We start from the raw sequence: 12,717 nt of genomic DNA on the forward strand, positions 1-12,717 counted from the left end.
TTAAACAGTTCTAAGGTCACGCTCAACAGTGTTGCAGGTCTAACAAGCTCTCGAAACATTGTCGAAGTACAGACGACCTGGCAGGTCGTCTCTTCTACCCCATTCATGGGAGGCTCAATTGAGCAAAATACTATGCGTACAGGATTGGAAGATTTGAAGCGGTAATTGTCTCGTTGAAAGTGCAATACAAAAGTACACCGAGTTAACCAATCCCAAGGCGGTAGTAAATCAAAAATATAAAGCCGTGCTAGAAGCACGGGGTTTCTACCCATTTTTTCTGATGACTAACACATCCCAGGGGTTTCGCTCCACATCGATAGTTGCTCTGAGCAATTTTACTCCGGCTCTCAACAAGATGATTCAGGCTGGTTACGTCAACGGCGACCAACTGAAGCAAGCTCAAATTGAAAGCCAGAAGTCGGGCAAGCGGTTGACGGAGGTATTAGAAGCACTTACCGGGCAGCCGTTGCCCCCAGAATTGCTGCGGCTTTACAAGAAGCAGCAGATGTTTGAACGTAAGATAGTCTACGGGGTTGAAGCATTTGACCCGGAGATGAGCGAAATGTCTAATGAGCAACTCGGAGTTATGCTCGACGGGTTGAAGATTTCGATCGACATTTGTAACCAAGGTCGGTTTTTACCTGTAGCGAAGACTGAAACTCAGCCTCCGGCGGTTTTAGTGGCAATGGTAGATCCCGACAACCTCAACGCCATAGAAGATTTGCGGCGGATTTTACAGCCTCACGGCTTGGCTTTGCAGCGACGGGTGATTACGCCAGACGACTATCAGGACATAACTTCGGCCTATCAAGACGAGCAAGTTAAGATAGCAGCCAAAATAGCTGCAGCCGAAAAGCAGAGAAAGATGGATTTAGGGGAGGGAGATTTTGGCGAACTCTCCCTAGAAGAGGAGAGTGCCGACCAAGAAGACCTAGCTAACACCTTGGACGATGCTGGGGCGGCTCCGGTAATTAAGGCCGTCAACGTCATTTTGGCTAAAGCTTTGTCGGAAAAGGTGTCTGACATCCACGTAGAACCTCAAGAAGAGTTCATGCGGATACGGATGCGGAAAGACGGGGTGCTGCAAGAGTATTTCCGGTTTCCCAAGCAGGTAGTCCAATCGATTACCGCTCGTTTCAAGATTATTGCCAACCTGGATATTGCCGAACGCCGACAAGCTCAAGACGGCCGCATCCGCCGGGTGTTTGAGGGACGCACGGTGGATTTCCGGGTGAATAGCTTGCCTTCCCGGTACGGCGAAAAAATCGTGCTGCGGATTTTGGACAGTTCCAGCACTCAGTTGGGTTTGGGTTTGTTGATCTCAGATCAGGAAACTCTGGCTTTGGTGCGAGAGTCTGCTAGCCGTCCGTTCGGACTGATTTTGGTGACGGGGCCGACGGGTTCGGGCAAGTCAACTACTCTGTACTCGATTCTGGCGGAACGCAACGATCCGGGGGTTAATATCAGTACGGCGGAAGACCCGATCGAATATGCTTTGCCAGGAATTACCCAATGTCAAGTAATTCGGGAAAAAGACTTGACTTTTTCCAACATTCTGCGGGCATTTTTGCGGCAAGACCCTGACGTGATGCTGGTGGGGGAAACGCGGGACAAGGAAACGGCAAAAACGGCTCTGGAAGCTGCTTTGACGGGACACTTGGTGCTGACGACGCTGCACACGAACGACGCGGCTGGGGCGATCGCGCGTTTGGCAGAAATGGGCGTAGAACCGTTCATGGTTTCGGCCGCTCTGTTGGGGGTGTTGGCTCAGCGTCTGATGCGGCGCGTTTGCGACCAATGCTACATTCCTTACCAGCCTACTGCTGCAGAACTCGGCAAGTACGGTCTGTCGGCTTCTCAAGAAATTGATCTGACTGTTTACAAAGCCAACACCATACCAGTGGAGGAAAGGAAGGAACTCGCAGAACGCGAGCAACTTTGTCGGAAGTGCAGCGGCCTAGGCTACAAAGGACGGGTAGGGGTTTACGAGTTCCTGAAAAATACCGAGCGGCTTCAAACTCTGATCACTCAAGGAGCTCCCACAGAGCAAATTAAGGAAGCAGCAGTAGAAGAAGGGATGAAAACGTTGTTGGCTTACAGCTTGCAGTTGGTGCGGGAAGGCGCGACTACCTTTGAAGAAGTCGAGCGGGTGACGTTTACTGACTCGGGGCTGGAGGCGGAAATGAAAGCCAAACGCAAGCAGGGACTTACCTGCAAAACTTGTCGGGCGGAATTGAAGCCGGAGATGCTGGATTGTCCGTACTGCTTGACGCCACGCTTTTTGGATTGATGCATCAGTTAACTGTTGACTGTTAACTGTTGACTATTAACTGTTGGCTGTTGACTGTTGACTATTAACTGTTGGCTGTTAACTGAGCTAGATTGGTCAATAACTATCCATTTGATCGAGGAGAGGTATCTATGGGTCTGATGATTGAAGACGTACTGGAGTCCCTGGTAGAGCAAGGGGGTTCGGACATACACATCCAAGCGGGCGCGCCTATATTCTTCCGAGTCAGCGGTAAACTAACTCCTCAGACGCAATACGGCGACATTCTGGCTGCTGAGGAAGTGCAGATCCTAATTTTCCAAATGCTCAACAATATGCAGCGCAAGCAGTTGGAAATGGAGTGGGAACTCGACTGCGCTTACGGCGTTCGGGGATTGGCTCGGTTCCGCGTCAATGTCTACCGGGAGCGGGGTGCTTGGGCTGCTTGTATGCGGGCTCTGGCTTCTAAGATTCCTAATGCGGATGCTTTAGGCGTGCCGCAGATTTTGCGGGATCTGACGGAAAGACCCAGGGGTATGCTGTTGGTGACGGGACAAACGGGTTCCGGGAAAACTACTACGATGGCGGCTTTGTTGGATCTGGTCAACCGGACGCGGGCGGAACACATTCTCACAGTTGAAGATCCGATCGAATACGTGTTTCCTAATATCAAGAGTTTGTTTCACCAGCGCCAAAAGGGCGAAGATACTAAGAGCTTTGCTAATGCGCTGAAAGCAGCTTTGCGCGAAGATCCTGATGTAATTCTGGTGGGGGAAATGCGGGACTTGGAAACCATCGGTCTGGCAATTTCGGCAGCAGAAACCGGTCACATGGTGATGGGAACGCTGCACACTAATTCGGCGGCTGCAACCATCGATCGGATTTTGGACGTGTTCCCGCCCATTCAACAACCCCAGGTTCGCGCCCAAGTGTCTAACTCTTTGGTGGGAATTTGCAGCCAAAATTTGGTAATAAAAGTTGGGGGCGGCCGGTGCTGCGCTATGGAAATCATGGTGAATACTCCAGCTATGGCTAACTTGATCCGGGAGGGCAAAACTCCAATGATTTACTCCCAAATCCAAATGGGGGCAAAATTGGGCATGAGGACGATGGAAATGGCCCTCGCTGAACTTTACAAGAGCGGTAAAGTCACTTGGGAATCGGCAATGGCCAAGGCTTCTAAGGCTGACGAACTCGAACGCTTGATCGGCCCAGCACCTGTTGGCGCCAAGGTAGGAGCTCATTAATTCAGTCATCCGTCATTAGTCAGGAGTCCGCAGAAAGAACTGATGACTGATGACTGATGACTGATGAGTCATAAGTTTTAATAAATTTTCAGAGGTGAGCTGTGGCTACCAACGTAATCCGCGAAAAACCGAAAGGTGGCTTTGATTTCAGTAAGATTCAGGAGCAAATCGAGTATAACTTTACCAGCCTTACTGTTAAGGATATGGCTATTTTTGCTCGTCAGTTTGCGGCTATGTTTAATGCAGGGGTGGCGATCGTTAGATGCCTTTCCGTGCTGCACGAGCAGTGTTCTAATGCTAAGCTGAAACGAGCGCTCAGGAGTATGAATGCTGACGTGCAGGAGGGGATAAACTTGGCAGAGGCGATGGCTAAGTTTCCTGATGTTTTTGACCAACTGTTTATCAGTATGGTTGCGGCGGGAGAAGTCGGGGGGGTGCTAGATGAAACCCTAGACCGTCTGGCGGTGATGATGGAAAAAAATCACAAGACGGAGGCTGAAATTAATTCGGCGATGTCTTATCCGAAGACTGTGTTGTTTATTGCGATCGTGATTTTTTTCGCAATGACCATATTCTTGCTACCCACTTTCGCTAAAATCTTTAAGGATATTGGTGCAGATTTGCCGGCTTTTACGCTGATGATGTTGGCAATTAGTGCATTTTGTACGGCTTGGCCTCCGATCCAACAGATAACAGTTATTGGGGTAATTATAGCGCTCAAAATTGCCTTCGATCTGTACTACAAAACTCCAGTAGGTCACCTACAAATTGATAAGATTGCGATGAAATTGCCGATTTTTGGAGATTTGATCGAAAAATCGGCTGTGGCTCGCTTTTGCGTGATATTTGGGTCGCTGACGCGATCGGGCGTGCCGATTCTCAATTCTTTGGAAATTGTGCGAGATGTGGCGGGCAATCAGGCGATATCTAATGCGATCGAATATGCCAGACAGGAAATTCAAGGCGGCGGCATGATCAGTATTGCTTTGCAAGAACAAGCTGTTTTTCCGTCTTTGGCCATTCAAATGATGGCCATTGGCGAGGAGACAGGGGAACTTGACAAGATGCTGATGAAAGTTGGCGCTTTCTACGAAACGGAAGTGGAAGAAGCAGTAAAAGGACTTACTAGTATGCTAGAACCTCTGATGATTGTTGTCGTCGGTGGTATCGTAGGTTCGATTTTGCTGTCGATGTATCTGCCTATGTTCTCCGTGTTTCAGAAGATGTAAAAAAGGGCGAATTAGTTATTAGTTATTAGTTAGTAGCAATTAACGCATGACCAATGACTATTCCCATCGTTCCCAGGCAGAGCCTGGGAAGACCTTTGGAGGAGGCACAGCCTCGATTAAAAGGAGAAAAAAATTTGGAGGCAGAGCCTCCAAATCTTCATTCCCAGAGTCTTGCTGGTAACGAGAAGCGCTCGATTAGCAACTAGCAGCAATTAGTAATTACTTATTTTTTGGTTTGAAAATGTCTGTTAAACAATCACATTACGAGGCCTTACTAGCAGAGTACAGCGAATCTTCTGCCGCGATCGCCCTGCTGAAAAAATATCGGGTTTACATGGAAATGATTCCCAGTATCCGCCGCGCCCATGATAGTTTAATCACAATTCCTTTGCCAATTGCGCGGTTGCGGGACGGGGTTTCTTATGCGGGAAGCAGCGGCACTAGCATATCGCCCGGACAGGCAGTTTGTTTGCCCTGCGATTTGGCAATTTTGATGTGCGATCCTGAATGGAAAGTTAAAATTGGAGTGGAAATTTTGATTTTCATTCATCGTCCGGGCGAAGAGTTTTCTGAGTTGCTCGGCCGCTGGCGGCAGTCTCAGGTTTGGCTGGATAAAGGTTACGAATGGGTTATGCCGTACCGCTACAGACATATTTACAGCGATGAAGCTGAGGCTGTTCATCCGCTATTTGTTTTGTTTGATGAAACGCCGGAACTGATTCAACGGGGTTTGATGGCGGCTGGTTTGCCGTTTGTAGTTGAAAGTTTCGACTCCTCGATTGAGGAAGTAGAAGAGGAGGAGTTTCTGGGTAGCGGGGAACTGGGAAGTATTGGTGAAGAGAGTTTTGATTTATAGGGTGGGTGCAATCAATCAATATTTAAACATAGTTTGTGTGCCGAACGCAGAGTTAAGGTTAAGGCGCTCACGCTGCAAGAATCCTTCGCAATCCACCAGCAGGCAGTTTTAGGCAGTCAGCTAGAAAGTCACTGTAATAGCTCTGACTTTCAATGTTTTAAGGCTTCAAAAATTACACTGACATCCTATTTAACTTGACTTACTAATTTTGAATTACTCTCTCAGTCTAAATCTAGAGATAATCTAACACCATCCGAAATCAGCTTGTCTTCTTTTCGCTCAAGTATTCTCCACTCTTCTTAACTGAGGTTGGAATCCTTAAGTCTCTATCTAAAGCCTCGCAATTCTTCTTTTACAGTCTCATGCGATTCCAGTCTTTCCTTTTCATTCATTGGTCATACCTTTTAATAAGTGGGTTAGTCCAATCTAGTATTCGTAAAAAGATTTGAGTATTAACCCCAGGTGTGGAGCGCCGAATCTGTACTAATAGGTACTAATTTATGAAGACCCGGAAACAAGGGATTTAGCAGTTAGAAACGTTTTTGAATGGTTTGATATCCCTGCTGGATGAAGTTGAGCTGCCTCAGTTTATTCGCAGCCCCATGACTTTTGCCTATTGAGTCGCGGCGGGTTGACAAATACCCGCTCCATCCCGCCGTACAGGTTTTGTATTTATTGACGCGGACTTGATTTTAGCTGTTAGCTGACAAATTGGGGTATGATTTAGGCGGCAGTGAATAAATTGTGAATGCCTTTTTTGTGCAGCATGGTATCGGCTTTGAGATAGCCTCTAGCCGGGGATCAAACGTTTGCGGCCATGCTGGTTGTGTCGCCTAAAGTAAAGGTGTGAGTTGAGATTTTGCCCTCGAACATGATATCATCAGCGTGTTATATTTGGTTTGTTGATTTGATTTGGTTTTAATAGAGAATTTACTAAATGAACCGCAGAGAACGCAGAGACCACAGAGGGGAGAGAAAGAGCAAATTAGAAATTTATTTATATGAGTTTAATTTTAAATTAAACAGGAGTTATTGAGATGAGATTGTTAAAATCCTGGCGTTTAGTTTTATTGGGTCTAGTTTTTGGGATGGCTGTAATTTTATCAAATTGCGGCACTCCTTCAAACACGGTTAGCAATAATTCTTCAACTCCCACAACTCCTGTTGCGGCTCCACCGGGAGCTTTAGTTTACGGTGCTGGCGGACCGCCGGTTAATCTGGAACCGGGAAATATTACTGATGGCAATTCGGTGATTGTTATCGACCAAATTTACAATCGCTTGACTGATTTCAAACCGGGAACTGTGGAACTTGAGCCGAGTCTCGCTACTGAATGGTCAAGTTCTACAGATGCCAAAACTTGGACTTTTAAGTTGCGTTCGGGGGTAAAGTTTCACGACGGCACGGATTTTGATGCGGAAGCTGTTAAGTTTAATGTGGAGCGCTGGTGGGATGCGAAAAATCCTAACGGTTATCGAGAATCTGGCAAAACTTATCAAATTTGGAAGGATCTTTTTGGTGGCTTTAAGGGAGATAAAAATTCCCTGGTAAAAGATGTGGCAGTTGTTGATAAGTCTACGATTAAGTTTGTTTTAAATCAACCTTTTGCTGGTTTTCCCTCGGCGATTGGGTCTGGTTATTTCGGGATGGCGAGCCCGGCGGCGGTGAAAAAAGCGGGTGCTAAATACGGCACTCCGGGGTCGCTGGCGGTGGGTACGGGGCCTTTTGTGTTTCAGGAATGGCGATCGGGCGATCGCATTGTTTTGGAGAAAAATCCGAATTATTGGAAAACTGGCGCGCCAAAAGTCAATCAATTGGTAATTCGTTTTGTTGATGATCCGGCGGCGAGACTGGCTCAGTTGCGAGCAGGACAACTTGATTTTACTGTGGATTTAACGCCGGATCAACTGAAAGAAGTTCAGGGAGATCCTAATTTAGAAGCTGTGGTGCGACCTTCTTTTAATGTCGGTTATTTAGCCTTAAATCCGAGTTACGAACCTTTGTCGAAACCCGAAGTCAGGCGGGCGATCGCCCAAACAATTAACAAGCCCGCAATAGTCCAAGCTTTCTGGGGAGAACTCGGAAAACACGATCCGCAATTTATCCCCCCTGCGCTGAATTGGGCAGCGTCTGATAAAGTTAAAGATTATGAATTTAACCCGCAGCAAGCTAAAGCAATGCTGGCGAAAGCCGGTTATCCGAACGGTTTTGATTTGGATTTGTGGTATATGCCCGTCAGCCGTCCCTATTTTCCCACGCCGAAGCCGATCGCTGAGGCTTTTGCGGCGGATTTGAGCGCGATCGGGATTCGGGTCAAATTGCTGACAAAGGATTGGTCTGCTTATTTAGCCGATCGGCTCAAACCTCCTGGGTTTCAAGCTTTTATGATGGGTTGGACTGGAGATTATGGCGATCCAGACAATTTTTATTATCCTCACTTCGGGCCTGGTTCGACGGCGGATTTGGGAAATTGGAAAAATCCGAAAGTTCTGGAACTTTTGGATCGGGGGAGGGCGAGTGGGGATAAAGCAGCTAGGGCGAAAATTTATGCGGAAGTTAGCGAGATTTTGCATGGGGAAGCTGTGCGTTTGCCGATCGTACATTCCCAGCCGCTTTTAGGCAAACGCAAGAATATTCAAGGTTGGATTCCGAGTCCTTTGGGGTCGGAGTCTTTTGAGGATGTTAGTAAGTCTTGAATATGGCGGGTTTTACCTGCATATATTGGTGTAGGGGCTGGTTTTACGAGAAATATATGAAATAATTTAGTAGGTTCATAAACCCGCCCTCTTCTCTTCTCTTCTCTTCTCTTCTCTTCTCTTCGCGGTTCCCTAAGAAAGGGCGGGTTTATCCATATCCTTCGTTACTACAAATATTTTTCGTAAAACCCGCCCCTACCAACCATATGCGGTTCCCTAAGAAAGGGCGGGTTTATCCATATCCTTCGTTACTACAAATATTTTTCGTAAAACCCGCCCCTACCAACCATATAACAATATGTGAAAATGCAGCAAAATCCGAGCCGAGCGAATCTCTCTTAAAAAAATGATTAATTACATTGTCAAACGTTTGCTGGGACTATTGCCAGTCCTTTTCGGAATCACTCTGCTAGTATTTACTTTTTTGCATTTGATACCAGGAGACCCAGCTACAGTGCTTTTGGGAGAACGAGGAACTCCCGAACAGGTAGAAGTTTTGAGAGCAAGGTTGGGTCTGAATCAGCCTTTGCCTGTGCAATACTTGGCTTTTTTATGGAGTTTGCTCCGCTTTGATTTGGGAAATAGCATTATTAGCGGTATTCCGATAATTGATGAAATTACAATTCGCTGGCCTGCTACTTTTGAACTGTCTGTGGTGGCGATGTTGGTAGCACTTTTTATCGGAGTTCCGGCGGGGATTTTGGCTGCTGTTCGGAAAAATAGCTGGCTGGACAATCTAGCGATGAGTGGTTCGTTAATTGGCGTATCTTTGCCTGTGTATTGGTTGGGATTGATGTTGATTTATTTGTTTGCTGTTTATCTGAAATGGCTGCCTCCCAGCGGGCGGATTAGTGTAGATTTGGGGTTTGGTTTTAAGTCGATTACGGGTGTTTATGTTTTGGATGCGTTGCTGAGGTGGGATTTGGCGGCTTTGCGGGATGCGATCGCCCATTTAATCCTTCCAGCTTTGACTTTAGGTACTATTCCTCTGGCTATTATAGCTCGCATCACTCGTTCTGCGATGCTGGAAGTGCTTTCTCAAGATTACATCCGCACTGCGAGGGCTAAGGGATTGCCGGAATATTGGGTGATTTTGAAACACGCTTTGAAAAATGCTTTTTTGCCGATCGTCACAACTATAGGTTTGCAGTTCGGCACTCTTTTAGGCGGCGCTATTCTGACTGAAACGATTTTCTCGTGGCCGGGAATTGGTTCTTGGATTTATACGGGTATTCTGACGCGGGATTACCCAATTGTCCAAGGAGGAGTAATTTTTGTGGCTGTAACTTTTGTACTGATTAATCTGGCGGTTGATATTTCCTATGCTTTTTTCGATCCGAGAATTAAGTACCGTTAATGAAAAGGAAATCAGACACGAAATGCTTGTTTAACATCCGGCTGCTGCAGGTAGTAAATGCTAGCCACTGCAAAACCAAGAGTTAAAAAATTGACTGCTGTACCGCCGCTGCCAAACATTTTGACAATTTGCGCGAGGGTGGCGATGATATGGACAATTAACGTTCCCGTCCAAGCCCAATTTTTCAGTTGAAACAAACCCCAAGTTAAGAGTAAGGAGAGGAAACCTAAAATAAAACTGATCGCCGCAAAAATTCCAATGAAGCCGCCGATTACAGCCCCAACTTTCGCCCCGCCGAAAGCGGCACCGAGACCGCCAAAAATGCCTGCAAAAAGTAAGATGAACAAGCCGTCAAGCAGACTGAAAATGCCGCTAATTAGCTGCAAGATTGCCAGAACTGTAACGCTTTGAGGACGATTCATTATTTTGATTTTCCATTTTTAACGGATTTGAAAAATATTTTAACCTGTTGTGGGCACAGGGCGGATATGGATTCAGGATTTACGCACCGCTACCCGTGAAACCGGGTTTCTGCGAATAAAGAGACGGGCAGGATGCCCGTTCCACAAGAATTGTAGAAAAATTGACTGTCAAATTAGATGCACAGCAGCTTGGGAATGAGAATTAAATAACTTCCACAAGGAAAGTGGGATGGGCGTCCCGCCCGTCCAAAAAAGGACGGGCGGGACGCCCATCCCACTTTCAAGAGTGGAAGTTATTTAATTCTCATTCCATAAATCCGGGGCATTAATTATGGATTGATTGCCATGCTTGCTGAAGCTGGATAAACGCTACTAAAACATACGGAACTACAGGAAGCTGTAGTACCCCGCCAAACCAAAAATGATGGCGGGGTACAATAGACATCTTGCATGAATCAATCTTCATTCCCAAATTTGATGGGGCCAACGAGTAATTATATGTGTTTATCTGTATACTACTACACAGAAGCAAGCTACCTCTGTGGTGAAAAACTTTAAAATTTCGGCATGGCTGAATCGAGAGATGAATTGCTAAGTATGATGAGGAACAAGCACATTTCCTAGAGGAGGTCTATTTAAGATGAAAAAAGTATTATTAGGATTGAAGTCAGAGAGTTACGAACATCCTTTCGATCGCAAAGCTTTAGCGTCTCTCGAAAAGATGCCGGGAGTTTCTTTATTGCTGAAGAAAGTGAATGAGTACGGTATCGATCGCCTACTCCGTTTGCAATGTATGGGCAGTGATTTTCGCGTGACTCCCACCAATTTTCCGGGGTTGTATCAGGCCTTGGAAGAAACTTGTCAAATTCTCGATTTATCTCCCCGTCCAGATTTATATTTGTTTCGCGGCTGGGGGCATATTATTACCATTACGATTGGTATTGAAAGTCCAATTGTAAGCGTGAATTTAGAAGCCTACGAATGGCTTTCTAGCCAGGAACTGATTTATGTATTGGGGCATGAAGTCGCCCACATTAAGAGTCAGCATTTGCTCTATCATCAAATAGCGATGGTGATGCCGCTTTTAAAGAATTGGGTGAATGCAGCGACATTAGGATTTGGCGGTTTGGCGGCTAATGGGGTAGAACTGGCGTTCTGGAATTGGTTAATGATGGCAAGGTTTACAGCGGATCGGGCGGGGTTACTGGCTTGTCAGGATGTCGATGTAGCGATCGCCGCGTTGATGAAACTTGGCGGTTTACCCAATTGCTACGTAACACCGCAAGCGATCGCTGATTTCCTCGTTCAAGTGCGCGAATTTAGCGACAACAGTGTAGAGTCTCAACATACACTTACTAAGTTACTCAGTTTCAACGAGTCCAGAGAATCTTGGGTCGTGATGCGCGCTTCGGAACTCCTAAAATGGGTCGATTCAGGAGACTATAAAACCTTACTCGAACAACCCCGTCAACCGCCACCATTATTAGACGCAGACGCTAGAGAAGATTGGAATTTTCTAACGTCTTGGTAAATTCCGTATGCTAACAACTTGTCTCTAATAGAGTTATTGGGAAATAAAACCAGTTTTGACACAGTGTTTTCCCGATTCTCCTCTAAATTTTTGTAGCCTCTAAATAGAAGTTCCACAAGCATGATGCGCTCAACATTAAGCGGTCATCGAAATCAGGCACAGGATTCTTATAGCAATTCTTGCAGGAGTCGTAAATTTTTTACCCCACCCCAACCCTCCCCGCGAGTTCGGGGAGGGAGTAAGAAATTTACAAATGATTTAGGATGGCTATATACACCTCTGTTACAGCGTTGTATCGCTTAATACCTGGGTGGACTACATTTGACTTGTTGGCTACTAAATGCTCGGTTTTCCTGCTTCTGTTATTCGATCAATTCCTTGCCTCTGAGCTTTTTAGGCCGCAGATAAATGTGGTCAAACTCATTGTGTAATTCCTGAAAACCCTAAGTCTCCCTCCACAGCAACTTTATCGGGGATGTTGCCCACCAAATATTCCTCATCTAATTGCCGCTTTTTTCGCCTACTGTCAGTAATATCAATTCCGGTTACACTCCTTAGGATGCGGAGTAGTCCGTTGGGAGTAGTCTGTTGGGGGATGTGGAATTATTGACCTTGATTTTATCATTCCCATCGAACCGGAAACGATATAATACAGCAGATTCCATTTATATGTGGCACACTATATTCAGTATATCAGGGCCAAAAAATGAAACCTTATTCGATCGTGCGGTTAGTTCCTTCCCGTCGAACTGAAGCATACTGTCTCTTTCTTGACACTCCTCAAGCTTAAATTCCCGTGGGCTACAGGGTATTTGTGTTGTGAGTCGTTCCCAATGTATCAAGCTGCCTTGAGTCTTACACTTGACACAAATTTCAATTTTCTTGCTTCGTTAAAGGGGAGTCAGAGGAACTTGAACATCCTTTTAGGTGAAGCTAAACCCAATCTTGTATTCTATTAATAGACCCTACTATATAGGGCTTGCTGAAAAAGTGAGAAAACAGCATTTAGAAAGATGAGTGAATTCGAGTTCTCCTCGGCAATATAAGTTTTGTCAATTGTGTTCTGGCGAAACATAGCTTTTACCAATGATTGAAGCCAAAAAACATGAA

General features: G+C 46.0%; 8 protein-coding genes and 1 pseudogene. 7 read left to right on the top strand and 2 right to left on the bottom strand.

Annotated features, from left to right (window positions below; all coding sequences use genetic code 11):
* Positions 1–280 precede the first annotated feature (280 nt).
* The 4 genes from ACUVJL_RS11480 (at position 281) to ACUVJL_RS11495 (ending at position 5,601) form a co-directional block, all read left to right on the top strand.
* Entirely contained in the window at positions 281–2,290 is a 2,010-nt protein-coding gene (locus ACUVJL_RS11480; protein ID WP_445245963.1) for a GspE/PulE family protein, read from the top strand.
* Positions 2,291–2,421: 131 nt separating this feature from the next.
* Positions 2,422–3,516 (top strand): type IV pilus twitching motility protein PilT, encoded by a 1,095-nt coding sequence (locus ACUVJL_RS11485; protein ID WP_445245964.1) that lies wholly within the window; start codon positions 2,422–2,424, stop codon positions 3,514–3,516.
* Positions 3,517–3,617: 101 nt separating this feature from the next.
* The gene (locus tag ACUVJL_RS11490; RefSeq protein ID WP_445245965.1) at positions 3,618–4,745 is read left to right on the top strand and encodes a type II secretion system F family protein; all 1,128 of its coding nucleotides are present in this window, start codon (positions 3,618–3,620) and stop codon (positions 4,743–4,745) included.
* Positions 4,746–4,986: 241 nt separating this feature from the next.
* Positions 4,987–5,601, top strand: a complete 615-nt coding sequence (locus ACUVJL_RS11495; RefSeq protein ID WP_445245966.1) for a hypothetical protein — start codon at positions 4,987–4,989, stop codon at positions 5,599–5,601.
* A 723-nt stretch (positions 5,602–6,324) separates the two neighbouring features.
* Here the strand turns inward: ACUVJL_RS11495 and ACUVJL_RS11500 are convergent.
* Positions 6,325–6,471: pseudogene (locus ACUVJL_RS11500) on the bottom strand (saccharopine dehydrogenase-like oxidoreductase); the annotation flags it as partial.
* Between the two features lie 167 nt (positions 6,472–6,638).
* Here ACUVJL_RS11500 and ACUVJL_RS11505 point away from each other — a divergent pair.
* Both ACUVJL_RS11505 and ACUVJL_RS11510 read left to right on the top strand, forming a co-directional pair.
* On the top strand, positions 6,639–8,297 hold the full coding sequence (locus ACUVJL_RS11505; RefSeq protein ID WP_445245967.1) for an ABC transporter substrate-binding protein: 1,659 nt from the start codon (positions 6,639–6,641) through the stop codon (positions 8,295–8,297).
* Between the two features lie 346 nt (positions 8,298–8,643).
* Complete coding sequence (locus ACUVJL_RS11510) at positions 8,644–9,654, top strand: ABC transporter permease (protein WP_445245968.1); 1,011 nt, start codon at positions 8,644–8,646, stop codon at positions 9,652–9,654.
* Between the two features lie 11 nt (positions 9,655–9,665).
* On the opposite strand, the gene ACUVJL_RS11515 is transcribed toward ACUVJL_RS11510, so the two are convergent.
* Entirely contained in the window at positions 9,666–10,076 is a 411-nt protein-coding gene (locus tag ACUVJL_RS11515; RefSeq protein ID WP_445245969.1) for a hypothetical protein, read from the bottom strand.
* Positions 10,077–10,716: 640 nt separating this feature from the next.
* Here ACUVJL_RS11515 and ACUVJL_RS11520 point away from each other — a divergent pair.
* Positions 10,717–11,607: a M48 family metallopeptidase gene (locus ACUVJL_RS11520; protein ID WP_445245970.1), complete on the top strand. Its 891-nt coding sequence runs from the start codon at positions 10,717–10,719 to the stop codon at positions 11,605–11,607.
* The last annotated feature ends 1,110 nt before the right edge of the window (positions 11,608–12,717 follow it).

The sequence above is a fragment of the Microcoleus sp. OTE_8_concoct_300 genome (assembly GCF_031383065.1).
Taxonomy (GTDB): domain Bacteria; phylum Cyanobacteriota; class Cyanobacteriia; order Cyanobacteriales; family Microcoleaceae; genus Microcoleus.

What these genes read in the sequence shown, in the direction of transcription:
- ACUVJL_RS11495 (WP_445245966.1), top strand. Translation starts at nt 4,987, where the DNA reads ATGTCTGTTAAACAATCACATTACGAGGCCTTACTAGCAGAGTACAGC.
- ACUVJL_RS11510 (WP_445245968.1), top strand. Translation starts at nt 8,644, where the DNA reads ATGATTAATTACATTGTCAAACGTTTGCTGGGACTATTGCCAGTCCTT.
- ACUVJL_RS11485 (WP_445245964.1), top strand. Translation starts at nt 2,422, where the DNA reads ATGGGTCTGATGATTGAAGACGTACTGGAGTCCCTGGTAGAGCAAGGG.
- ACUVJL_RS11520 (WP_445245970.1), top strand. Translation starts at nt 10,717, where the DNA reads ATGAAAAAAGTATTATTAGGATTGAAGTCAGAGAGTTACGAACATCCT.
- ACUVJL_RS11515 (WP_445245969.1), bottom strand. Translation starts at nt 10,076, where the DNA reads ATGAATCGTCCTCAAAGCGTTACAGTTCTGGCAATCTTGCAGCTAATT.
- ACUVJL_RS11480 (WP_445245963.1), top strand. Translation starts at nt 281, where the DNA reads ATGACTAACACATCCCAGGGGTTTCGCTCCACATCGATAGTTGCTCTG.
- ACUVJL_RS11505 (WP_445245967.1), top strand. Translation starts at nt 6,639, where the DNA reads ATGAGATTGTTAAAATCCTGGCGTTTAGTTTTATTGGGTCTAGTTTTT.